The following is a 20,920-nucleotide window of genomic DNA, read 5'->3' as shown; positions in this document are numbered from 1 at the left end:
TCTGGTCTAGCAGCTTGAAACTACAGCGCTTTCAGGCGCACGCAACTTTTCCGGCCGAATTGGACGAATAAGCCGGGCTTAACCAGCCCGGACCGGTTTTCCGTCAACTCGACGTAGAGGCGGGAAAGCTGTTCCTTGCTGTAGGCTTTGCGCTTCTCTGCGGCTTGCTTGGCCTTCGCAACCTTCATGCCGTCGAACAGCTTGTGAGGCGCGCGCCCGTGCCGTTCCGCCCAGTCCCAGAAGCGGCGGAACATGTCGATGTAACTGTTGACGGTCTTCACACCCATCTTGGGCAAGCCGGGAACGGCGATGGCGTCCTGCAAACTCAGGTCGCGGGTTTCGGGCTTGGTCTTGCGGTTGGCGGGCAGGGATTGAACCAGCTTCTTCATGTCGGCGGCGTCTTGGCGGCTGATCTGGTCCATCGCGCGGTCCGGTCCGAAATGCTCCACCAGCAGCGCAAGGTAAGCATCCGCCTTGTTCCGCATCTCCTGCGACCATTGAGGCCCATGCTCGGCTTTGAAATCTGCGATGGCCGCGCTCAGAGACGCGGAGCGGGCCTGTGACGGCTTCGGCGCGGTCTGGGCATGTTCGCTGAAGGAGTAGCCCTCAAGGCTCTCAGCGCGGCTCAGAAACTCTCTGATCTGGTCACGGCGGGCCTTGCGCATCTCGTGGCGCAGGGACGGGGCATTCTCGGCCCATTGCGCGTCTGTGAGGCCCGCTGAGGCCCGGAAGGCGTCCGGGTCAAAGAACATGTCCGACAGGTCTTCATGGCCCTCTGCGGCGTCCTCATGGGCAGCGAGTTCTTGGCGCAGGGCGTCAAGGGACCGATCCGGCAGGCCGGTATCGTTCAGCTTCTCGACATACGCATCCAGCGAAGCCGCGAAGTAGCTTCGCACCATCTCGCGCATCTCGTCTTGTCTGAGCCTCGCCAATGCCTTGTTATCCCGAACCAATCGCCCGCATGATGCAAGATGACGGGCCAGATCGCCAGCCCGATCTGGGCACTTCGTGCGCAGGGAAATCCTGACGGTGCGGCGGCTTTTGCGGTCGGGCGAAGGCAAGGGCCAGCGAAAATAGTAGACCCCGTGGCGCGACGGCGAAAGGAAGGCGGACAGTTTCATGGGCGTGGTGCTCCACTTTGTGTCGCACTTGCCTGTCCAACTCTTAAGTCGTTGATTTAGAAGGAAATGGCGGAGAGACAGGGATTCGAACCCTGGAGACGGTTTCCCGCCTACACACTTTCCAGGCGTGCGCCTTCGACCACTCGGCCACCTCTCCGTGGGCGCCTCTGTACCCTTGTGCGGGGGGCTTGTGCAAGTGCGACTTTGTCCGGGCGCGTCCACGGGGTATGGAACGCCTTTGCGACCGCGTGAACGGGCAGGATTGCCTTGCGATTGGCGGCGCGGGGCGCCGGGATACCGGTTCGGTCACCGGGGTCCGCCGCTATCGGGGCCGCCGGCATCCTCGGGTCCATCGCCTAAGTCGTCTTGCGGCTCGGGCTGGGGCTCGTCCTCCTGGCGGGGCGGTGGCGGCGGGGCGGGGCCCTGGGCGGCGGCGGCCGGGCCGAGCAGCCCCACCAGCACCTCGGGGTTGCGCAGCCAGATGTCGCGCTGGGCAAAGGGCAGGTCGATCCCCTCTTCGGTAAAGCGCCGGGCGATCTCGTGGTTCAGCTCGGTCCGGACCGACAGGCCGTAATTGATGTCGCGCAGCACCACGCGCAGCTCGAATTCCAGCGCGTCCGAGCCGAAGCCCTGGAACACCACCGATGGCGGCGGGTTGATCATCGCCAGGGGATGCGCCTCGCCGATCTCTCGCAGCACCCTCTCGACCTTGCGGGTGTCGGAGCCATAGGCGACGCCGACCTTGAGGATCACCCGTCCGGTCAGGTTCTGCCGGGTCCAGTTCGTCACTCGCCCCGAGATCAGATCGGCATTGGGCACGATCACGTCGGTCCAGTCGAAGGTCTGGATCCGGGTCGAGCGCACCGAAATGTCCTGGACGGTGCCCATCACGCCACCGACCTCGATCCAGTCACCCTGGCTGATCGGGCGCTCGATCAGCAGGATGATGCCCGAGACGAAATTCTCGACCACGGTGCGCAGCCCGAAGCCGATGCCCACCGACAGCGCCCCGGCGACGATGGCCAGCGAGGACAGGTCGATGCCCGCGGTGGTGATCGCGACCAGTGCGGCCAGGAAGATCCCGACATAGCCCAGCCCCGAGACGATGGCGGTCTGCCCGCCCGGGTCGATCCTGGTCTTGGGCAGGACCGTGGTGCGCAGCGTGCCCTGCACCAGCCGCGTCAGCCCGTAGCCGATGGCAAAGACGATGGCGAAGGTCAGGAAATCGGCGGGCGAGATGCGGGTGTCGCCCAGCGCGAAGCCGGTGGTGAAGCGCGCCCAGATCTCTGTCAGGTCGGCCACCCGCGCGCCCCAGATCAGCGCCAGCACCGGCAGCGCCAGCACGGCCAGCATCAGCCCGATCAGCACCGGGATCAGCGCGTCCGAGGCGCTTTCGGAATCGTCCTGCCCGATCAGCAGCGCATAAAGATCGCCCACGAACCGTTGCAGCACCATCAGAAGGCCCAGAAGCGCCAGCGTCAGGATCGGTGGATAGGTCAGGAAATCCGCCGCCTCCTTGTAGCCAATCGCCCCCAGCACGGGGCCGAGCAGACCGAAGCCAATCGCCGCGCGGCCGATCAGCCCGATCACCCGGTTGCGATAGGGGCGCGTCTGGTCGCCCTCGGGCACGATCCGGGCCTGTGCGCGCAGGATCTGGCCCACGCGGATCAGCAGAAGCCCCCCCGCCACCACCAGCGGCAGGCCAAGCACCGTTCTGGCTTCGCGGGGGAAATCGCCGATCTCGCCCAACAGGCCCAGCAGCCCGGCCAGCACGATCACAAACCCCATGCCCTTGGCGTGGAAACGCGCCTCGGTCATGCGCTCGGGCGGCAGGTCGAACAGGCGGCGCGAGACCGAGTGATCGGCAAAGACGCGGCCACCCAGCCAGCGCGCGGTAAAAAAGGTCAGGCCCAGGATCGGGATCGCCGCCAGAACCTCCGAGACCCTGTCCCCGGCCAGTCCGGTCGACCGCAGCGCGGCCACCAGCAGCACCAGCCCCAGCGTCGGCAGCACGATCTGGCCCAGCGACAGCAACGAGGAAAAGACCGTCCGCCCCCGGCTGCGGCTGGTATGGATCAGCCGGTCCGACAACTGTTCCATCCAGCGCCGCCCGCGGGCCAGCAGCACGCCCGCCATGGCCAGGAACAGGATCGTGACGGGCAGATCCTCGCGGAACGTGTCGCGTCCCGCCGGGGTGGTCCAGGCTTCGGCCAGTTCGACGAACATCGCCATGCCGGTCTGGCGCAGCGCCTCGGCGCCCATTGCCCAGTTCGTCGGGTTGAAGGGCATCGGCCCGAGTTCCAGAAGCTTGCTGGTCTGGCGCTCGCGGATCACGGCGTCGATTTCGCGGATCAACCCGTCGGCACGGCTATGCGCCTCGACCGCCCGAAGTGCTGGGGCCTGCATGTCGGCAAGCTGGCGGTTCAGTTCGGCCCGGCGCGCGGCGATCTCGGCGGGCTCGGTCTCGCCCTCGGGCGGTGCGGGGCCAAGCGCGGCGATCTGGTCGCGCAGCGTCTTGATCCGCGCCGCATTGGTGCCCTGCGCGGTCAGAAGCCGGGTGCGCCAGTCGACAAGCTGCGCCCGCAGCTCGGCCAGCGCGGCATCGCTGTCGCGGCCAGATGCCAGCGCCTGCTCGGCGCGGGAGGCAAGCTGTTCCCAGGCGCCAAGGTCCAGCGTGGCGTCCTCGGCCGCGGGGGCGGATTGCTGGGCAAGGCCCGGCGGCGCCAGCCCGGGCGCGGCAAGCGCGGCCAGCAGGACCAGCGCAAAGACCCGAACGAGGCGCGTCATGCCTCGAACATCGCGGGCAGCGCACGGGTTGGGCCGTCCAGCCAATGCGGCACCGGCAGGCCCTTTTCGCGCAGGAAGGCGGGGTTGAACAGGCGCGACTGATAGCGTGTGCCGTAGTCGCACAGCACGGTCACGATGGTATGCCCCGGCCCCATCTCGCGCGCCATGCGCATCGCGCCCGCCACGTTGATCCCGGACGAGCCGCCAAGGCAAAGCCCTTCCTTTTCAAGCAGGTCAAAGACGACGGGCAGCGCCTCGCTGTCCGGGACGCGGCAGCAGAAATCGGGCGTCAGCCCCTCCAGATTGGCGGTGATCCGGCCCTGTCCGATCCCCTCGGTGATCGACGAGCCTTCGGATTTCAGAACGCCCGTGGTGTAATGGCTGTAAAGCGCGGCCCCCTCGGGATCGGCCAGACCGATTTTCACGCCGCGGGGCTGCAACGCCATTGCCACCCCCGCCAGCGTACCGCCCGAGCCCACCGCGCAGATGAAGCCGTCCACCCTGCCCCCGGTCTGGTCCCAGATCTCGGGGCCGGTGCTGTCGAGATGGGCCTGACGGTTGGCCACATTGTCGAACTGGTTCGCCCAGACCGCGCCGTTCGGTTCGGTCTCGGCCAGACGCGCGGCCAGCCGGGCCGAGTAGCGCACGAAATTGTTCGGGTTCGAATAGGGCGCGGCGGGAACCTCGACCAGCGCGGCGCCGGCCAGCCGCAGCATGTCCTTCTTTTCCTGGCTTTGCGTCTCGGGGATCACGATGACCGTGCGAAAGCCCATCGACGCGCCAACCAGCGCCAGCCCGATGCCGGTATTGCCCGCCGTGCCCTCGACGATGGTGCCGCCGGGCCGCAGCGCGCCGCGCGCCACCGCATCGCGGATGATCCACAGCGCGGCCCGGTCCTTGACCGACTGGCCGGGATTCATGAACTCGGCCTTGCCGAGTATCTCGCAGCCCGTCGCCTCGGACGGGCCGTTCAGCCGCAGAAGCGGCGTGTTGCCGATCAGACCCGCAAGATCCCTGCCGATATCCATGCGCCCTTCGCCTCCCGTTTCGTATAGTGCTACGGGGGCAGGCGCGGGAACTCAAGGCGAAGGGCGCAGCCTCTCACGGTTCCGTGCAAGCCACAGCAGCGACAGGATCAGCGGGGCATTGCCGATCTCGCCGGTCTCGATCAGGTCCATCGCGCGGGCAAGGGGCACGACATGGGCGCGGATATCCTCGTCCTCGGCGGCCAGCCCGCCCAGCCCGCCGCTGCCTTCGGGCAGGTCGGCCTCGGCGACGAAGGAATAGATGAACTCGGTCTTGGCGCCCGGGGACGGATAGTAGCCATAGACCCTGTGCAGGGTGCCCAGCGTGATCCCCGCCTCCTCGACCGCCTCGCGCCGCACGGTGGTCTCGGGCGTCTCGCCGGGGTCGATCAGCCCGGCAATGGCCTCGATCGACCAGCATTCGCTGTCGCCCCTGCCATAGGGGCCGACGCGGAACTGTTCGATCAGCAGCACCGCATCGCGCGCCGGGTCATAGGGCAGCACCGTGGCCGCATCGGCCGAGAAGAAGGCAGCGCGGTTCACCGCCGGGCTCCATGCCCCGTCAAAGCGGCGATGGCGGAAATCGTATTCCTCGACCGCAAAGAAATTGGCATAGGGCTGGCTGCGCGCGAGTTCCTGGATATCGCCGGGCCGCGTGGGACGGCGCAGGGTCGCAGGCGCCGGTTCACGGGCCCGGATGCGGGCGGCGGCGCGTGCAAGGATCATCCGGTAACGCCTTGCATTAACGGCAGGATCGCGGCCGGGATAGCCCAGCATCACCTCATCGGCGGCGAGGGTCGCAATCTCGCCCCAGTGCGCCTGCCACTCGGCCAGGTTCCAGGCCGCGCCGGTCTGCGGGGCGGGGCCGCGGGGCAGATAGACCTGCGCCGCGCGCGGGCCTGCGGCGGTCTCGACCGTCACCGCGGCCAGCGCATAGCCATAGCCGCCCTCGTAATAGTCCAGACGCGCGCGCGCCTCCGGCCCCACATCCTCAAGACAGAGCCCTTCGGCCACCGCACCCGGCGCGGGGTGGATCGCGGGAAAGCTTTCGCCCTCGACCCAGCGGACCGCATGATCGGCCAGACGGGCGGGCGTCAGCACAAGGTCTGTCTCGGCCCGGTCCAGAACGCGGGCCAGAAGCGGCACATGGCAGAGCGTGCCGTAAAAGAACAGCCGGTCCAGGACGCCCCCCTCAGTTCCAGCGATGCGCTATGAACTCGACGACAATGGCGGCCAGAATCCCCCCGCCGACAAGGATCCCCATTGCTACCGGGGCGGTGACCAGCATCAGGCCGTTCCTGGCCATCAACTCGACCGTGCCGGTCAGCGCATCCATGATCCCGTCAAAGCGCAGCCGCGTGGCCATGCGCAGCATCTCGTAGATCGAATGGGCCAGCAGCGCATAGAAGGCCAGAACCGCCGAGGTGCGCACCCCCGAGGCCACCGCCACCCCATAGCCCTCGCCCGCGAGACGCCCCATCACTAACCAGCCCGCCAGCAGCCCGATCGCAGTGTTCACATAGGTGAACTTGCCCAGGTTCGTGCCCTCGGGAAACACCGGAACAAGGGCGTCCGAGGTGAACCACGCCACCGCTGCGAACAGCAGGGCAGCGACGAGTTTGGCGGCGGTGGGCATGGATCAGGCGGGTCTCGTGACGGTGAACTGGGTCACGTCGCAGTTTCCGCTGTGGAAGGTCGCCGCGCAAGATGTGAGATACATGTTCCACATGCGCCGGAAGCGCGCATCGAAGCCCAGCGCCGACACCTCGTCCCAGCGGGCGTTGAACGTCTCGTGCCAGCGGCGCAGCGTCAGCGAATAGCTTTCGCCGAACTCGACCGAGCGGGTCACCTCAAGCTCGGCGGCCCGCGCCAGATCACCAAGGATCGTGTGGCTGGGCAGCATGCCGCCGGGGAAGATGTATTTCTGGATGAAATCCACGCCCTTGCGGTAAATCTCGAAGCGGCGTTCCTGCACGGTGATGATCTGAAGCGTCGCCCGGCTGCCCGGGTTCATGCAGTCGAGCAGCTTGGCGAAATAGACCGGCCAATATTTCTCGCCCACCGCCTCGAACATCTCGATCGAGGCGATGCCGTCATAGCGCCCGGCCTCGTCGCGGTAATCCTGCAACCTGATCTCGACCCGGTCCGACAGCCCCGCGCGGCGGATGCGCTCGACCGCGTAATCGTGCTGTTCGCGGCTGATCGTCAAGCCGGTCACGCGCAAGCCCCGCTTGCCGGCGGCATATTCCGCGAACCCACCCCAGCCGCAGCCGATTTCCAGCACATGATCGCCGGGCTTCACCCCCATTTCATCGACCATCGAGGCGTACTTTCGTTCCTGCGCCGCCTCCAGGCTTTCCTGGCCGGTCAGAAACATCGCCGAGGAATAGGTCATGCTCTCGTCAAGCCAGAGCCCGTAGAAATCATTGCCCAGATCGTAATGGGCGGCGATGTTCTTCCTGGCCTGGCGTCTTGTGTTGCGTTGCAGCCAGAAGCGGAACCGCTCATAGGCGCGCACCAGCCCCATGCCGGGGAAGCCGTCGAACAGTTCGTCATTGTCGGCATGGACCAGATCCATGAAGGCCATCAGGTCCGGCGTGGACCATCCCTCGTCCAGATAGGCTTCGCAAAAGCCCAGATCGCCCTCGCGGATCAGCCGGGCAAAGACGTCCGGATCGTGGATGTCGAGTTCCGCCACCGGCCCCGGGGCGCGCCCCTCGGCGCGGAACCGCCGCCCGTCGGGCAGCACGAAATCCAGCCGCCCATGGCCCATGGAACAGGCCACATCGAAAACCTGCGAAAAATAGCGCGGCAGGTTGGCCTGCCCTCTTGTCGTTGTCAGGACACTCATCCCGGCTCCCTCGTTCCCCTTTTATTGGTTTTCTTGCAGATGCACGCGCGGCCGCGCAATGCCTCTCAGCCGCTGCGCGCCTCATAGGCGGCCAGGGCGCGGCGGCGCCCCTCCTCTGCGCTGACGATCGGGGCGGGATAGCTGTCGTCAGGCGACAGTCCCCAGGACAGCGGCACCGCCTCGAAATAGGACAGCGCCGTGGCCGACGGCCGGGCGCGGCCCTCGGCGATCCAGGCGTCGAGATAGGCGTGATCGGGGTCGAACTTCGCCACCTGGCTGACCGGGTTGAAGATGCGGAAATAGGGCGCCGCATCGGGGCCAGAGCCCGCAACCCATTGCCAGCCCATCGCATTCGCCGCCGGATCCCAGTCTGTCAGATGATCGGCGAACCATCTAAGCCCGACCTGCCAATGGGTCATCAGATGCTTGGTCAGGTAGGAGGCGACGATCATCCTTGTGCGGTTGTGCATCCTGCCCGTGACATACATCTCGCGCATCCCGGCATCGACCAGCGGGATGCCGGTGCGGCCCTGTTTCCAGGCAGTCACCTCGGGGGTGGTCTCGTCGGTGGACCAGGGGAAGCTGTCCCAGCCCTCGCGCCAGTTGGCCGTCGCGATCTGCGGGCTGTGCCACATCAGATGCCAGGCGAATTCGCGCCAGACGACTTCCTTGAGGAAATGCTCGGCGCCCGCCTTGCCCGCATCCATCGCCGCCAGCCCCGCATGCCAGAGGGTGCGGGGCGAGATCTCGCCGCAGGTCAGGTTCTCGGACAGATGCGAGGTGGCATTGGCGGCAGGAAAGTCGCGCCGTTCCTTGTAGTCGGCGATCCGTTCCTCGACAAAGACGCCCAGCCGGTCCTGCGCCGCCTCCTCTCCGATGCGGGCATGGCGCGCGACGACCGCGGCGCCCCGGCGCATCGGTGCCGCCATGCGCCAGTTCTCGATCTCGTCGGTGGTGGGCCAGCGTTCGGGGCGCGGTATGATGCCCGGCGCGGGCTGCGGCTCGGCCACGGGGCGGTCGCGCACCGCCTTCCAGAACGGGGTATAGACCCGATAGAACGCCCCCTGCCCGGTCTCGACCGTCCAGGGCTCGAACAGCAGGAACCCCGGAACCGACCGCGCCTCGATCCCGTCGGCGCTAAGCTCGGCCTTCACCGCCTTGTCGCGGGCAACGCTGTCGGGGTCATAGGCGCGCGACCAGATCACCGCGCCCGCCCCGGTCTCGGCCACCAGCGCGCGCAGCACCTCCAGCGCCGCGCCGCGACGCAGGATCAGCCGCGAATTGCGCGCGCCCAGAATCCGCGCGAAATGCTCGACCCCCTGCCCCAGCCGCCATTTCGCCGCCGCACCCAGACCCGCCACCAGCTCGTCATGGATGAAGACCGGGATCACCGGGCGGCCCGAACGGCAGGCCGCCGCCAGCGCGGGATTGTCCGCCAGGCGCAGGTCGCGGCGGACCCACCACAGGATCGGAGAGGCGTCGGGCATCGGGGTTCCGGGGGGTTGCCGCGGTCAGAGTTCGCAATCTAGCGCGGTAATCAGGCGGTCAACCTCTGCGGGCTGGGTGTAATGCAACAGGCTGAGCCGCAGAACGCCCCGGGCCGGATCCACCCCCATCGCCTGCAACAGACGCCGCGCATAGAAATCGCCCCCGCCCACCAAGATGCCATGCCGCGCCAACCGCTCGGCCACCTGCGCGGCGGGTTCGGACAGGGCGACCGAGACGGTCGGCAGCCGCCTATCCGCCCGCTTCGGCCCCAGAACCCGCAGGCTGGGCCGGCCGGCAAGATACTCCATCAGCGGCGTCAGGATCGCGGTTTCCTGCTGGCGGAACAGTTCCGCCACCTTGTCCGCCCGCCCCCGTGCATCCCGCCCGCCCAGGAAATGGTGGTCATAAATCGCGTCGATGTAATCCGCGATCCCGGCGCAGGCGGCGATCTGGGCGTGGTCCGGCCCGGCTGGGTTGAACCGCTTGACGGTATCGGCGGCGTTGAACCAATGGCCCTGGTTCGGCAGCCGATGCGCCAGCTCGCCCCGCATCACCATCACGCCCTGATGGGGCCCATAGGTCTTGTAGGTCGAGAACAGGTAGATATCGGCCCCGAGCCTGCGGATATCGGGCAAGCCATGGGGGGCATAGCCCACCCCGTCAACACAGCTCAGCGCACCTGCGCTGCGCAGCATCCGGCAGATCGCGGCCACGTCGTTCACCTCGCCCAGGATGTTCGAGGCATGCGGGAAACAGACCAGCCGCACCCGCCGATCCAGCAGCGCGGCCAGCGCGCCGGGGTCCAGATGGCCGGTGCCGGGATCGACCTTCCATTCGCGGATCTCGATCCCGCCATCCTCGGCCAGCCGCCGCCAGACCCCGGAATTCGCCTCGTGATCCTGATCGGTGACCACGATCGCCGCGCCTGCGGGCAGCCATTGTCGGAACGCCTGGGCCAGCACATAGGTATTGGCCGAGGTCGAGGGACCGAAATGCACCTCGTCGCGGGCCACGCCCATATGGGCGGCCAGCCGCAGCCGCGCCTCGTCCATCTCGGCGCCCGCCTGTTGCGAGGCCGGATAGGCGCCATAGGGCTGCACGCGGCGTTCGTTGAAATAGCGGTGGATGCGCCAGATCACATAGCGGCAGACATAGGATCCGCCCGCATTCTCGCAGAACACCTTGTCGCGCAGTTCCTTTTGCCGGAAGGCCGGGAACTGGTTGCGGACAAACTCGGGATCGAGCGCGACCATCTTGGCTCCGGCGCTGTCGGGCATCTGTTGTCCTGCCTGTCTAGACGGCGGGCGGGCAGCTTGCAAAGCCTTGAAATACCATGACTTCGCGCTAGGCGCGATCAGGGTCAGGCGTTCACATCCACCACAACCCGCCCCTGCACGCGACCCTTGAGGATATCGGCGCCAAGCGCGGGCAGATCGGCCAGCACCGCGGGCCGGATCATCGCCTCGAGCTTGTCCATCGGCAGATCCGTCGCGATCCGGTTCCAGGCGCGCAGACGGTCCTGTTGCGGCCTCAGCACGCTGTCGATGCCCAGAAGGTTGACCCCGCGCAGGATGAAGGGCGTGATCAGCGCGCCCTCGATCACCGCGCCCCCGGCCAGCCCCACCGCGGCAACGGACGTGCGGTATTTCATCTGCTTCAGGATGCGCCCCAGCATCGCGCCCGCCACCGAGTCGACGCAGCCCGCCCAGGTCTCGCTTTCCAGCGGTTTCTTCGTGACCTCGGTCAGTTCCTCGCGCGGCAGGATGCGCGCAGCCCCCAGATCGCGCAGATAGCTTTCCGTCTCGGGGCGTCCGGTGACGGCGACGACCTCATGGCCCAGTTTCGCCAGGATCGCCGTCGCGACCGAACCGACGCCCCCCGCGGCCCCCGTCACCAGCACCGGCCCGTCGCCCGGTTTCAGCCCGTGATCCTCCAGCGCCATGACGGCCAGCATCGCGGTAAAGCCCGCCGTGCCCACCGCCATCGCCGCGCGCGTCGTCAGCCCCTCGGGCAGCGGCACCAGCCAGTCGGCCGCCACGCGCGCCTTCTGGGCATAGCCGCCCCAATGGCTTTCGCCCACGCGCCAGCCGGTCAGCACCACGCGGTCGCCGGGGGCATAGCGCGGGTCGGCACTGTCTTCGACCACGCCGGCAAAGTCGATCCCCGGCACATGCGGATAATTCCGCACCAGCCCGCCGCCCGGTCCGATGCACAGCCCGTCCTTGTAGTTCAGCGTGGAATATTCGACCGCAACCGTCACCTCGCCCTGCAGCAGGCGGCTTTCGTCCAGCTCCTGCACGCCCGCCCGGGTCTTTCCATCCTCGTCCTTCTCGACGACCAGCGCCTTGAACATTCGCTCTCTCCCTCGGTCTCAGCCCGCAAGATCGGGCATCAGAAACAGGTCGGTGGGCCCCGGATCGGACCCGGCGGCGGTCAGCATCGCGTGGATCTGGCCGCGGTGATGGGTCTGGTGGTTGAACATATGTGCCACGCACAGCGCGCGCGGCAGCGTGACCATGCGTTCTGCCGCCGCCGAGTACCAGACCAGATCATCCGCCAGCGCCCCGTCGGTCAGCGCCTGCGCCCAGCGGCTGATCCGCGCGTCGGTGATCTGCCGCTTGGACCGCAGATCGGCCCAGTCGGGGACGAAATCGCCGCTGTCGGCCAGCGCCGGATCGGGCGCGTCCCAGCCGTCAAGCCGCGCCATCCAGACGTGATCGGCCCAGAGCAGGTGCGACAAAGTCCCCCGGATCGAGCGCCAGAACGCACCGCTATCCGCCTCGCGCGCCTCCAGCGGCAAGGCGCCCGCGGCCTCGAAGACGGCGCGATTCTGCCAGCGATTGTAACGTGCCATCATCCGGCACCAGTCGGCCGTCACCAGCGTCCCGCCCATCCTGCCCTCCTTGGTCTCACCCCTTTTGACAGAGCCGTGAGCCGGTTGCGAGTCCCCCCTATTTCCCTTGAGCGGGCGACAGCGCATCGCTAGCGTGCCGCCACCCTTCCCCTCACAGACACAGGGATGACGAATGACGATGCGCACCTTCCTCGCCTGTTCCGCCGCCACGCTGATCGGCTCTGCCGCACTGGCTGCCGATCCCGAATTGCTGGTCCTGGACTATTCCGGGTTCGAAAACCCCGCCTTCCACTCGAAATACATCGAGGCGCACGGCCAGGCGCCCAGCTTCTCGTTCTTCGGCGACGAGGAGGAAGCCTTCCAGAAGCTGCGCTCGGGCTTCAAGGCCGATGTCAGCCATCTTTGCGCGGGCTCGGTGACGAAATGGGTCGAGTCGGGCATCCTGGCGCCGTGGGACACCAGCCGCATTCCGGCATGGGCCGACGTGAATGCCGAGCTGAAGGGCAAGGCGCTGGTCGATGCCAGCGAGGTGTTCTTCGTGCCGACCGATTTCGGCTCGACCGGCATCGCCTACAACACCGATCAGGTGCCCGCCGAGGCCGTCGCCTCGCTTCAGGTCTTCCTGAACCCCGACTATGCCGGCCGTGTCGCGCTGCCCGACAACGTGGACGACATCTATGCGCTGGCCTATCTGGCGACGGGCACCACCGACTGGACCGAAGCCACCGACGCGCAGTTCGCTGCCGCCTCGGCCTGGCTGCGCGAGGTGCATCCGAACCTGCGCACCTACTGGGTGGACCCCGCCGAATTGGCGCAGCTTCTAGCCACGGGCGAGGTGCTGATCGCCTGGGCCTGGAACGAGACGGTGCCCACCATGGCCGAACAGGGCTTCCCCATCGGCTATCAGCGCGAGGCGGTCGAAGGCTCGTCGCTGTGGATGTGCGGTTATGCCAAGCTCAAGGATGGCCAGGGCTCGGTCGACAAGGCCTATGACTTCATCAACGCGCTGCTCGATCCGTCCTCGACCGAGGGGCTGCTGGCGGCGGGCTTCGGCCATTCCAACGCCGCCTCGATGGCCGAGATCGGCGACGAGGCGCTGACCGAGGTCGGTCTGGGGCCGATCTCGGCGCCGGTCCTGACCCAGTTGCCGATGCCGGGCCAACTGCGCGAACGCCAGTCCGCCGAGTTCGAAAAGATCAAGGCCGGGTTCTGATCCCGCCTGCCGCCGCCTCCCTTGCCGGGGGGCGGCCCCCTTCGCGTCCCCGGCTGAGGCCGGAATGTCACGCCCGCATCCTTTTTTCCCGCCTGCCCGCGCAACCGGTTTCCCGCAACCGCAAGGACGGGCGAAAAAATGCACCTGAAAACGATGATGCAAAGAACGGGCGATTTTCTGCGGGTTTCACGCTAGTCTGAGTCGCGCCATGCGGTATTGCGCCGCGCGATACCACGCCACAGGTTCGGCCCATCAGAAAGAGGTGACCGACATGACCAAACACCTGCCTTCCCTCGCCATCACCCTGGCCCTTGCGGCGCTGCCGCTGCGGGCAGAGACCCAGGAATTCGGCCCTCTGATCGAGGCCCCTGCCCTTGCCGAAGCGCGCGAGACGCTGGATCCGCTGATCCTCGACATCCGCCCCGGCAAGGTCGAGGGCAGCGAGCAGACCCTGTTCGAGGCCGGGCACGTCCCCGGCGCGGTCCATGCGCCCTACAACCTGTTCCGCGGCCCGGCCGAGAATCCCGGCGCGCTGGTGCCCGAGGACCGGCTGACCGAAGTGCTGCGCGCGGTGGGCGTAACCCATGACCGCCCCACGGTGATCGTCTATCAGGGCAGCGACCAGACCGATTTCGGCTCGGCCGCGCGGGTCTACTGGACGCTGAAATCCAGCGGCGTCGCGCCTCTGGCGATCCTGAATGGCGGCATGAATGCCTGGCTGGCGGCCGATCTGCCGGTCGAGACCGGCCCGGTCGCGCCCACGCCCAGCGACATCACGATCAGCTTTTCCGACGAATGGCTGGCCACGACCGCCGATATCGAGGCGATCGTGGCAGGCGGCCAGTCCGGCGAACTGATCGACGCCCGGCCCGCCGAGTTCTGGGAAGGCAACGCCAAGCATGACGCCGCCGCCCGGCCCGGCACGCTGCCGCAATCGCGCTATTTCACCCATTCGGGCTGGTTCGGCACCGCGCCCTCGCGGATCGAACCCGAAATGGTGCAGCGGCTGGCCGCGCTCAACGGGTTCGATCAGGATGACCGGCTGGTGTCCTTCTGCAACACGGGCCATTGGGCCGCGACCAACTGGTTCGCGCTGAGCGAACTCGCAGGCATCGAGGGCGTGCGGCTTTACCCCGACTCGATGGTCGGCTGGGCGAATTCCGGTAATCCCATGGCGAATGTGCCGGGGCCGGTGCGCAACCTGTGGAACCGGGTGACCGGCAAGTATTGAGGCACCCATGACCGATACCACGCTCGCAACGCAGAGCACGCCGCGGCTGAGGGGGCGCGCGCTGGCGGTCCTGACGGCACTGGCCGCGGCGCTGGCCGTCGCGGCGCTGGCCGGGCCGCGCTACGGCGCACTTCTGCTGATCGGGCTGGGCTTCGGCATCGTGATGGAGGGGTTGCGCTTCGGCTTTACCGGGCCGTGGCGGCGGCTGATCCTGTTCCGCGACGCAACCGGCATCGTGGCGCAGATGATCTGCATCGGGCTGGTGGCGCTGATCGCCTTTCCGCTGCTGGCCGCCAACCCGACCGAACTGATGGGGGCGCATGCGCCGGTCGGCTATGCGATGATCGGCGGCGCCTTCGTCTTCGGGCTGTGCATGCAGATCGTGCTGGGCTGCGGCTCGGGCACGCTGGTCAATGCGGGTTCGGGCAATCTCGTCAGCGCGGTTGCCCTGCCCTTCTTCTGCATCGGCAGTTTCGCCGGGGCCTATCACCTGACCTGGTGGACCGGGCTCGGCAGCCTGCCCGTGGCGGCGCTGTCGGGGGGCGCGGGGCTGGCGCTGACGCTGGTCGCGCTGGCGGCGGTGGCGGGGATCGCGCTGGCGGTGGCCGAACCCGGCAAGCGGATGCTGCCCGGCCGGCTCTGGGCGGCGGCGCTGATCCTGGCGGGGCTGGCGATCCTGCATCTGGTGGTCGCGGGCCAGCCCTGGGGCGTGGTCTACGGGCTGGGGCTGTGGGTCGCCAAGGGCGCGGTGGCGATGGGGGCCGATCTGTCGGGCTCGGCCTTCTGGTCGGCGCCCTCCAACGTGGAACGGATCGAACAGAGCCTTCTGACCGACATCACCTCGCTGACCGATCTGGGCCTGATCGCGGGCGCGGCACTGGCCGCCTGGTGGCGTGACGGGCTCAGCGCCAAGGTCACGGGCCACCCGATCCATGCCTGGATCGCGGTCATCATCGCCGGGTTCCTGCTGGGCTATTCCTCGCGGCTGGCCTTTGGCTGCAATATCGGGGCGCTGTTCAGCGGGGTCTCGACCGGCAGCCTGCATGGCTGGGCCTGGTTTGCGGCGGCCTTTACCGGGTCGTGGTACGGCATCAAGCTCAGGCCCTATCTGGGGCTGGAGGCGCGGCGATGACCCGCAAGCCCATCGTTCTGGTGCTGCTGGTGGCGGTGGCGGGCGTGCTGGGCTTCGATCTGGCCACCTCGCGCCCGCTTGATCCGTTCACCGCGCCGCCGCTTCTGGCGCTCGGGTCCGGACAAGCCTCGGGCGGGGCGCATTGCGCCTCGCTGCCCGGAAGCTGAGCCCGGTCGCGGCGCGCCCCTTGCGCGACTCGGGCCATCCGCCTACATTCGAAATGTCTCGCAAGGGACTATGGCGATAAACGCGCCCGTAATAAGCGGATCGGACCCGGGGGCGGTACCCGGCGGCTCCACCAAAATCCCACATTGGCGGGATCATGGGGCCGAAACAGGATCGACGGACGTCTAAAGGGGTTTGCTTTCGCCCGGTGAGCTACCACCGTTATCGGTGCAAGCATGATAGTTGCCAATGACAACCGTGCTCCGGTGGCGCTGGCCGCGTAAGCGGTCCGCAAGACCAAATCTAAGCCCTTGCGTCTAGCAACGTAAGGCGGGGTTCGCAGGCACCTGGCAACAGAAGCCTGCACTTCTCCTGACGACAGCACGTTATCCACCGCGCCCATAGCCTCCGTTCATCCTGCGCTAACCGTTCTGAGCGACAAACGGAGGGACGCAAAGGGGACGCCCATGAACAGATCCGAACGACTGGAAGACTGGTATCGCCGCGTCTATCTGGAGGGCGATTTCGACGCGGTCGGGACGCTGTTCACCGACGAGTCCAAGGCTGAGGGCCTGATCGACGACATGCAGGTGGGGCCCGAGGATATCGGCGTCTTCGCGATGGCGCTGGTCAACCTGGTCGAGGCGCCGCAACTGCGTCTTGTCAAGACGGTGGAATCGGGTGACTGGCTGGCCGCGCTGATCGAATGTTCGGCGGTACGGCCGGGCGACGGCAAGCCGGTGCGCGTGATGGGCCAGCTCATGGCCCGCTACGAGGGTGACAGGATCGCCGAGGCATATAACAGTTTCGACTTCGTCGCCTTCTTCGAACAACTGGGACTCCTGCCCGCCCATTCGATCGCCATCGGGATGAGCGGCCAGAAGATCGGCTGATCCGCCCTGCCCGCCACGGCTGCCGGGGGTGCCGGAAAGCGCCCGCACGGGGTCGCAGCGGATTTTTCCCGTAGCCCCTTCCCCTGCCTTGCGAATCCCCTATGCTGGGCCCACTCAACCCGAGGGTTCAGCGGCAATGTCCGACCGGATCGACTATGGCAACCTGATGCATGCCGCCATGCGCGAGCTGATCCGCAAGGTTCTGGACCGCGTGGCCACCGCGGGCCTGCCGGGCGAGCATCATTTCTTCATCACCTTCGAGACGACCCATCCCGAGGTCGAGCTGGCGGACTGGTTGCGCGACCGCTATCCCGAAGAGATGACCGTGGTGATCCAGCACTGGTTCGAGCATCTCGAGGTCAACCTGGACGGGTTCTCGGTCACGCTGAATTTCGGCGACCGCCCCGAGCCGCTTTACATCCCGTTCGACGCGATCCGCACCTTCGTCGATCCCTCGGTCGAGTTCGGCCTGCGCTTCGAGACCCATCAGGCCGAGGACGAGGATGACGACGGCGATGACGGCCCCGGCCACCGCCACGTGCCCGCCGAGGCCCAGCATGGCGAGGCCGAGGTGGTCAGCCTGGACAAGTTCCGCAAGTAGACCCGCGCCCGGCCCATTGCCCCGCGCCCGGCCCCGGCCTATAGCCTGTCGGCAACGACAGACCGGAGGATCGCGATGAGCCAGACCCGCACCGAGACCGACAGCTTCGGCCCGCTGGAGGTGCAAGCCGACAGGTATTGGGGCGCCCAGACCCAGCGCAGCCTGCTGAACTTTCCCATCGGCTGGGAGCGGCAGCCCATCGCCATCGTGCGCGCTCTGGGCGTGGTCAAGCAGGCCTGCGCCGAGGCGAACATGACGCTCGGCACGCTGGACGAACGCCGCGGCAAGGCCATCGTGCAGGCCGCGGCCGAGGTGATCGAGGGCCGGTTCGACGATCATTTCCCGCTGGTGGTCTGGCAGACCGGTTCGGGCACGCAATCGAACATGAATGCCAACGAGGTGATCTCGAACCGCGCGATCGAATTGCTGGGCGGGGTGATCGGCTCGAAGGATCCGGTGCATCCGAACGACCATGTGAACATGGGCCAAAGCTCGAACGACACCTTCCCGACCGCGATGCATATCGCCGCCGCGATGACCGCGCGCGACGTGCTGCTGCCGGGGCTGCGCAAGCTGCTGGACGGGCTGGAACGCAAGTCGGACGAGTTCCGCGACATCATCAAGATCGGCCGCACCCACACCCAGGACGCCACGCCGCTGACGCTGGGCCAGGAATTCTCGGGCTATGCCCAGCAGATCCGTCAGGGCATCGCGCGGATCGAGATGGCGCTGCCCGGCATCCACGAACTGGCGCAGGGCGGCACGGCAGTCGGCACCGGGCTGAACACGAAAAAGGGCTGGGGCGAGATGGTGGCGGCCAACATGGCGCGCATCACCGGCCTGCCCTTTGTCACCGCGCCCAACAAGTTCGAGGCGCTGGCCGCCCATGACGCGATGGTGTTCCTGTCGGGCGCCATCGCCACGGTGGCAGGCTCGTGCTACAAGATCGCCAACGACATCCGCCTTCTGGGTTCGGGGCCGCGCTCGGGTCTGGGCGAACTGATCCTGCCCGAGAACGAGCCGGGCAGCTCTATCATGCCGGGCAAGGTCAACCCCACCCAGGCCGAGGCGCTGACCCAGGTCGCCGCCCATGTCATCGGCAATGACGCGGCGATCAAGTTCGCGGGCAGCCAGGGCCATTTCGAACTGAACGTCTACAACCCGATGATGGCCTATAACCTGTTGCAATCCATGCAGCTTCTGGGCGATGCGGCGGACAGCTTCACGGAACGGATGCTCAACGGCATCCAGGCCAACGAGGCGCGGATCGAAAAGCTGATGCGCGAAAGCCTGATGCTGGTCACAGCCCTTGCCCCCGAGATCGGCTATGACAACGCCACCAAGGTCGCCAAGACCGCGCACAGGAACGGCACCACGCTGCGCGAGGAGGCGATCGCGCTGGGCTTTGTCGATGGCGAGACCTTTGACCGGGTGGTGCGGCCCGAGCAGATGATCGGGCCGTCCGACTGATGGCGGGCGGCGTCGTCAACCTGCGCGCGGCCCGCAAGGCACGCGAGCGCGCCGAGAAACGCGCAAGGGGCGACGAGAACGCCGCGAAATTCGGCCGCACCAAGGCCCAGAAGGCGCGCGAGGCGGCCGAAGCCGCCCGCGCCCGCGACACGCTTGACGCCCACCGGCGCGAGGACGAATGAACGGCCGCCCGGTCAAACGCTCGCTCACGCTCAAGGGGCACCGCACCAGCGTGTCGCTGGAAGATGCGTTCTGGGCCGCCTTTCGCGAGATCGCGACCGAACGGGGCGTACCGATCAACGCGCTCGCGGCCGAGATCGACGCGAACCGCGATCCCGGGACCGGGCTTGCCTCGGCGATCCGGGTCTTCGTGCTGAACCGCTATCGCGGGTAGCGGCCCGCCCCGACGCCCGCGTTCGAACGCGATTGCGCCCCCCTGCCCCCGCCGCTATATCCGCGCCCATGCTGGACGCCGCCAAGAACCGCCCCCAATTGCCGCCGGAAATCGCCCGGCGGCGCACCTTTGCCATCATCAGCCACCCCGATGCGGGCAAGACCACGCTGACCGAGAAGTTCCTGCTTTACGGCGGCGCGATCCAGATGGCCGGGCAGGTGCGCGCCAAGGGCGAGGCGCGGCGCACGCGGTCGGACTTCATGCAGATGGAAAAGGACCGGGGCATCTCGGTCTCGGCCTCGGCGATGTCCTTCGATTACGGGAAGTACCGCTTCAACCTGGTCGACACGCCCGGCCACAGCGACTTTTCCGAAGATACCTACCGCACGCTGACGGCGGTGGATGCCGCGATCATGGTGATCGACGGCGCGAAGGGCGTGGAAAGCCAGACCCAGAAGCTGTTCGAGGTCTGCCGCCTGCGCGATCTGCCGATCCTGACCTTCTGCAACAAGATGGACCGCGAGGCGCGCGACACGTTCGAGATCATCGACGAGATCCAGGAAATGCTGGCGATCCATGTGACGCCCGCAAGCTGGCCGATCGGGATGGGCCGCGACTTTCTGGGCTGCTACGACATGATCAACGAGCGGCTGGAACTGATGGATCGGGCCGACCGGAACCGGGTGGCGGAATCGATCCGGATCGACGGGCTGGACGATCCGAAACTGGCCGAGCACGTGCCCGCCGATCTGCGCGAAAAGCTGATCGAGGAGGTCGCGATGGCACGCGAATTGCTGCCCGCCCTCGATGCGCAACAGGTTCTCGAAGGGCACATGACGCCGATCTGGTTCGGCTCGGCGATCAATTCCTTCGGGGTAAAGGAGTTGATGGAGGGCATCGGCACCTATGCGCCCGAGCCCCAGATCCAGCCCGCCGAACCCCGCCAGATCGCGCCCGAGGAAACGCAGGTCTCGGGATTCGTGTTCAAGGTTCAGGCCAACATGGACCCCAAGCACCGCGACCGGGTGGCCTTCGTGCGGCTGGCCTCGGGGCATTTCCAGCGCGGGATGAAGCTGTTGCATGTCCGCTCGAAGAAACCGATGGCGGTGACGAACCCGGTGATGTTCCTGGCCGCCGACCGCGAACTGGCGGACGAGGCATGGGCGGGCGACATCATCGGCATCCCGAACCACGGCCAGTTGCGCATCGGCGACACGCTGACCGAGGGCGAGGCGCTGAAGGTCACGGGGATACCGTCCTTCGCACCGGAACTGCTGCGCGTCTGCCGCGCGGGCGACCCGATGAAGGCCAAGCATCTGGACAAGGCGCTGATGCAGTTCGCCGAGGAAGGTGCCGCAAAGGTGTTCAAGCCGATGGTGGGCTCGGGCTTCATCGTCGGCGTGGTGGGCGCGCTGCAATTCGAGGTTCTGGCCAGCCGGATCGAACTGGAATACGGGCTGCCGGTGCGGTTCGAGGCGTCGCAATTCACCTCGGCGCGCTGGGTGCATGGCGACAAGGCCGCGGTCGAGGCGTTCACCCAGAAGAACAAGCAGCACATGGCCACCGACAATGATGGCGACGCGGTCTACATGACGCGGCTGCAATGGGATATCGACCGCGTGGCACGCGACCACCCCGAACTGACCCTGAGCGCGACCAAGGAAATGCAGGTCTGAGGTCGGGGCGATCCGCCCG

General features: G+C 67.2%; 20 protein-coding genes, 1 tRNA gene and 1 other RNA gene. 11 read left to right on the top strand and 11 right to left on the bottom strand.

Going from position 1 to position 20,920, the window contains the following annotated elements; all coding sequences use genetic code 11:
* Positions 1 to 20: 20 nt before the first annotated feature.
* The 11 genes from GH815_RS14435 to GH815_RS14385 form a co-directional block, all read right to left on the bottom strand.
* Complete coding sequence (locus GH815_RS14435; RefSeq protein WP_211365092.1) at positions 21 to 1,121, bottom strand: hypothetical protein; 1,101 nt, start codon at positions 1,119 to 1,121, stop codon at positions 21 to 23.
* A gap of 67 nt (positions 1,122 to 1,188) precedes the next feature.
* A tRNA-Ser gene (locus GH815_RS14430) sits at positions 1,189 to 1,278 on the bottom strand.
* Between the two features lie 149 nt (positions 1,279 to 1,427).
* Entirely contained in the window at positions 1,428 to 3,908 is a 2,481-nt protein-coding gene (locus tag GH815_RS14425; RefSeq protein ID WP_153749470.1) for a DUF3772 domain-containing protein, read from the bottom strand.
* On the bottom strand, positions 3,905 to 4,936 hold the full coding sequence (locus GH815_RS14420) for a cysteine synthase A (RefSeq protein ID WP_153749469.1): 1,032 nt from the start codon (positions 4,934 to 4,936) through the stop codon (positions 3,905 to 3,907). Before GH815_RS14420 ends, GH815_RS14425 begins: the two co-directional genes overlap by 4 nt.
* Positions 4,937 to 4,987: 51 nt before the next feature.
* The gene (locus GH815_RS14415; RefSeq protein ID WP_281354796.1) at positions 4,988 to 6,106 is read right to left on the bottom strand and encodes an NUDIX domain-containing protein; all 1,119 of its coding nucleotides are present in this window, start codon (positions 6,104 to 6,106) and stop codon (positions 4,988 to 4,990) included.
* 19 nt (positions 6,107 to 6,125) lie between these two features.
* Entirely contained in the window at positions 6,126 to 6,569 is a 444-nt protein-coding gene (locus tag GH815_RS14410; protein WP_153749467.1) for a TrgA family protein, read from the bottom strand.
* Between the two features lie 3 nt (positions 6,570 to 6,572).
* On the bottom strand, positions 6,573 to 7,784 hold the full coding sequence (locus GH815_RS14405) for an SAM-dependent methyltransferase (protein WP_153749466.1): 1,212 nt from the start codon (positions 7,782 to 7,784) through the stop codon (positions 6,573 to 6,575).
* A 65-nt stretch (positions 7,785 to 7,849) separates the two neighbouring features.
* Positions 7,850 to 9,271, bottom strand: a complete 1,422-nt coding sequence (locus GH815_RS14400; RefSeq protein WP_153749465.1) for a cryptochrome/photolyase family protein — start codon at positions 9,269 to 9,271, stop codon at positions 7,850 to 7,852.
* 24 nt (positions 9,272 to 9,295) lie between these two features.
* Positions 9,296 to 10,525 (bottom strand): aminotransferase class V-fold PLP-dependent enzyme, encoded by a 1,230-nt coding sequence (locus GH815_RS14395; RefSeq protein WP_153749475.1) that lies wholly within the window; start codon positions 10,523 to 10,525, stop codon positions 9,296 to 9,298.
* Positions 10,526 to 10,632: 107 nt separating this feature from the next.
* A complete protein-coding gene (locus GH815_RS14390; protein ID WP_153749464.1) occupies positions 10,633 to 11,625 on the bottom strand; it encodes an MDR family oxidoreductase in 993 nt (330 codons plus the stop codon).
* Positions 11,626 to 11,643: 18 nt separating this feature from the next.
* Positions 11,644 to 12,165: a DinB family protein gene (locus GH815_RS14385; protein WP_246176453.1), complete on the bottom strand. Its 522-nt coding sequence runs from the start codon at positions 12,163 to 12,165 to the stop codon at positions 11,644 to 11,646.
* 133 nt (positions 12,166 to 12,298) lie between these two features.
* Here GH815_RS14385 and GH815_RS14380 point away from each other — a divergent pair, with 133 nt between their 5' ends.
* The 11 genes from GH815_RS14380 (at position 12,299) to GH815_RS14335 (ending at position 20,901) form a co-directional block, all read left to right on the top strand.
* On the top strand, positions 12,299 to 13,339 hold the full coding sequence (locus GH815_RS14380) for an extracellular solute-binding protein (RefSeq protein WP_153749463.1): 1,041 nt from the start codon (positions 12,299 to 12,301) through the stop codon (positions 13,337 to 13,339).
* A gap of 271 nt (positions 13,340 to 13,610) precedes the next feature.
* Positions 13,611 to 14,570: a sulfurtransferase gene (locus tag GH815_RS14375; protein ID WP_153749462.1), complete on the top strand. Its 960-nt coding sequence runs from the start codon at positions 13,611 to 13,613 to the stop codon at positions 14,568 to 14,570.
* Between the two features lie 7 nt (positions 14,571 to 14,577).
* Positions 14,578 to 15,702, top strand: a complete 1,125-nt coding sequence (locus GH815_RS14370) for a YeeE/YedE thiosulfate transporter family protein (RefSeq protein WP_153749461.1) — start codon at positions 14,578 to 14,580, stop codon at positions 15,700 to 15,702.
* A complete protein-coding gene (locus tag GH815_RS18875; protein WP_170290357.1) occupies positions 15,699 to 15,869 on the top strand; it encodes a hypothetical protein in 171 nt (56 codons plus the stop codon). Before GH815_RS14370 ends, GH815_RS18875 begins: the two co-directional genes overlap by 4 nt.
* 16 nt (positions 15,870 to 15,885) lie before the next feature.
* Positions 15,886 to 16,235: a transfer-messenger RNA gene (gene ssrA, locus GH815_RS14365) on the top strand.
* A 99-nt stretch (positions 16,236 to 16,334) separates the two neighbouring features.
* The gene (locus tag GH815_RS14360) at positions 16,335 to 16,760 is read left to right on the top strand and encodes a nuclear transport factor 2 family protein (protein ID WP_153749460.1); all 426 of its coding nucleotides are present in this window, start codon (positions 16,335 to 16,337) and stop codon (positions 16,758 to 16,760) included.
* Positions 16,761 to 16,896: 136 nt separating this feature from the next.
* Complete coding sequence (locus GH815_RS14355; RefSeq protein WP_153749459.1) at positions 16,897 to 17,361, top strand: SspB family protein; 465 nt, start codon at positions 16,897 to 16,899, stop codon at positions 17,359 to 17,361.
* A 75-nt stretch (positions 17,362 to 17,436) separates the two neighbouring features.
* On the top strand, positions 17,437 to 18,831 hold the full coding sequence (fumC, locus tag GH815_RS14350) for a class II fumarate hydratase (protein ID WP_153749458.1): 1,395 nt from the start codon (positions 17,437 to 17,439) through the stop codon (positions 18,829 to 18,831).
* Positions 18,831 to 19,013, top strand: a complete 183-nt coding sequence (locus GH815_RS14345; RefSeq protein WP_153749457.1) for a DUF4169 family protein — start codon at positions 18,831 to 18,833, stop codon at positions 19,011 to 19,013. The genes fumC and GH815_RS14345 overlap by 1 nt, the downstream gene beginning before the upstream one ends.
* Complete coding sequence (locus GH815_RS14340; RefSeq protein WP_153749456.1) at positions 19,010 to 19,225, top strand: ribbon-helix-helix domain-containing protein; 216 nt, start codon at positions 19,010 to 19,012, stop codon at positions 19,223 to 19,225. Before GH815_RS14345 ends, GH815_RS14340 begins: the two co-directional genes overlap by 4 nt.
* A gap of 68 nt (positions 19,226 to 19,293) precedes the next feature.
* A complete protein-coding gene (locus GH815_RS14335) occupies positions 19,294 to 20,901 on the top strand; it encodes a peptide chain release factor 3 (protein WP_153749455.1) in 1,608 nt (535 codons plus the stop codon).
* Positions 20,902 to 20,920 lie beyond the last annotated feature (19 nt).

Origin of the sequence: Rhodovulum strictum (assembly GCF_009649175.1) — a bacterium.
GTDB classification, from domain to species: Bacteria; Pseudomonadota; Alphaproteobacteria; order Rhodobacterales; family Rhodobacteraceae; genus Rhodovulum; species Rhodovulum strictum.
The sequence above is the reverse complement of the archived record's forward strand: the minus strand, read 5'-3'. Positions and strand labels throughout refer to the sequence as shown.

What these genes read in the sequence shown, in the direction of transcription:
- GH815_RS14375 (WP_153749462.1), top strand. Translation starts at nt 13,611, where the DNA reads ATGACCAAACACCTGCCTTCCCTCGCCATCACCCTGGCCCTTGCGGCG.
- GH815_RS14390 (WP_153749464.1), bottom strand. Translation starts at nt 11,625, where the DNA reads ATGTTCAAGGCGCTGGTCGTCGAGAAGGACGAGGATGGAAAGACCCGG.
- GH815_RS14345 (WP_153749457.1), top strand. Translation starts at nt 18,831, where the DNA reads ATGGCGGGCGGCGTCGTCAACCTGCGCGCGGCCCGCAAGGCACGCGAG.
- GH815_RS14370 (WP_153749461.1), top strand. Translation starts at nt 14,578, where the DNA reads ATGACCGATACCACGCTCGCAACGCAGAGCACGCCGCGGCTGAGGGGG.
- GH815_RS14395 (WP_153749475.1), bottom strand. Translation starts at nt 10,525, where the DNA reads ATGGTCGCGCTCGATCCCGAGTTTGTCCGCAACCAGTTCCCGGCCTTC.
- GH815_RS14405 (WP_153749466.1), bottom strand. Translation starts at nt 7,784, where the DNA reads ATGAGTGTCCTGACAACGACAAGAGGGCAGGCCAACCTGCCGCGCTAT.
- GH815_RS14385 (WP_246176453.1), bottom strand. Translation starts at nt 12,165, where the DNA reads ATGGGCGGGACGCTGGTGACGGCCGACTGGTGCCGGATGATGGCACGT.
- GH815_RS14380 (WP_153749463.1), top strand. Translation starts at nt 12,299, where the DNA reads ATGACGATGCGCACCTTCCTCGCCTGTTCCGCCGCCACGCTGATCGGC.
- GH815_RS14400 (WP_153749465.1), bottom strand. Translation starts at nt 9,271, where the DNA reads ATGCCCGACGCCTCTCCGATCCTGTGGTGGGTCCGCCGCGACCTGCGC.
- GH815_RS18875 (WP_170290357.1), top strand. Translation starts at nt 15,699, where the DNA reads ATGACCCGCAAGCCCATCGTTCTGGTGCTGCTGGTGGCGGTGGCGGGC.
- GH815_RS14340 (WP_153749456.1), top strand. Translation starts at nt 19,010, where the DNA reads ATGAACGGCCGCCCGGTCAAACGCTCGCTCACGCTCAAGGGGCACCGC.
- GH815_RS14360 (WP_153749460.1), top strand. Translation starts at nt 16,335, where the DNA reads ATGAACAGATCCGAACGACTGGAAGACTGGTATCGCCGCGTCTATCTG.
- GH815_RS14435 (WP_211365092.1), bottom strand. Translation starts at nt 1,121, where the DNA reads ATGAAACTGTCCGCCTTCCTTTCGCCGTCGCGCCACGGGGTCTACTAT.
- fumC (WP_153749458.1), top strand. Translation starts at nt 17,437, where the DNA reads ATGAGCCAGACCCGCACCGAGACCGACAGCTTCGGCCCGCTGGAGGTG.
- GH815_RS14410 (WP_153749467.1), bottom strand. Translation starts at nt 6,569, where the DNA reads ATGCCCACCGCCGCCAAACTCGTCGCTGCCCTGCTGTTCGCAGCGGTG.
- GH815_RS14425 (WP_153749470.1), bottom strand. Translation starts at nt 3,908, where the DNA reads ATGACGCGCCTCGTTCGGGTCTTTGCGCTGGTCCTGCTGGCCGCGCTT.
- GH815_RS14420 (WP_153749469.1), bottom strand. Translation starts at nt 4,936, where the DNA reads ATGGATATCGGCAGGGATCTTGCGGGTCTGATCGGCAACACGCCGCTT.
- GH815_RS14355 (WP_153749459.1), top strand. Translation starts at nt 16,897, where the DNA reads ATGTCCGACCGGATCGACTATGGCAACCTGATGCATGCCGCCATGCGC.
- GH815_RS14335 (WP_153749455.1), top strand. Translation starts at nt 19,294, where the DNA reads ATGCTGGACGCCGCCAAGAACCGCCCCCAATTGCCGCCGGAAATCGCC.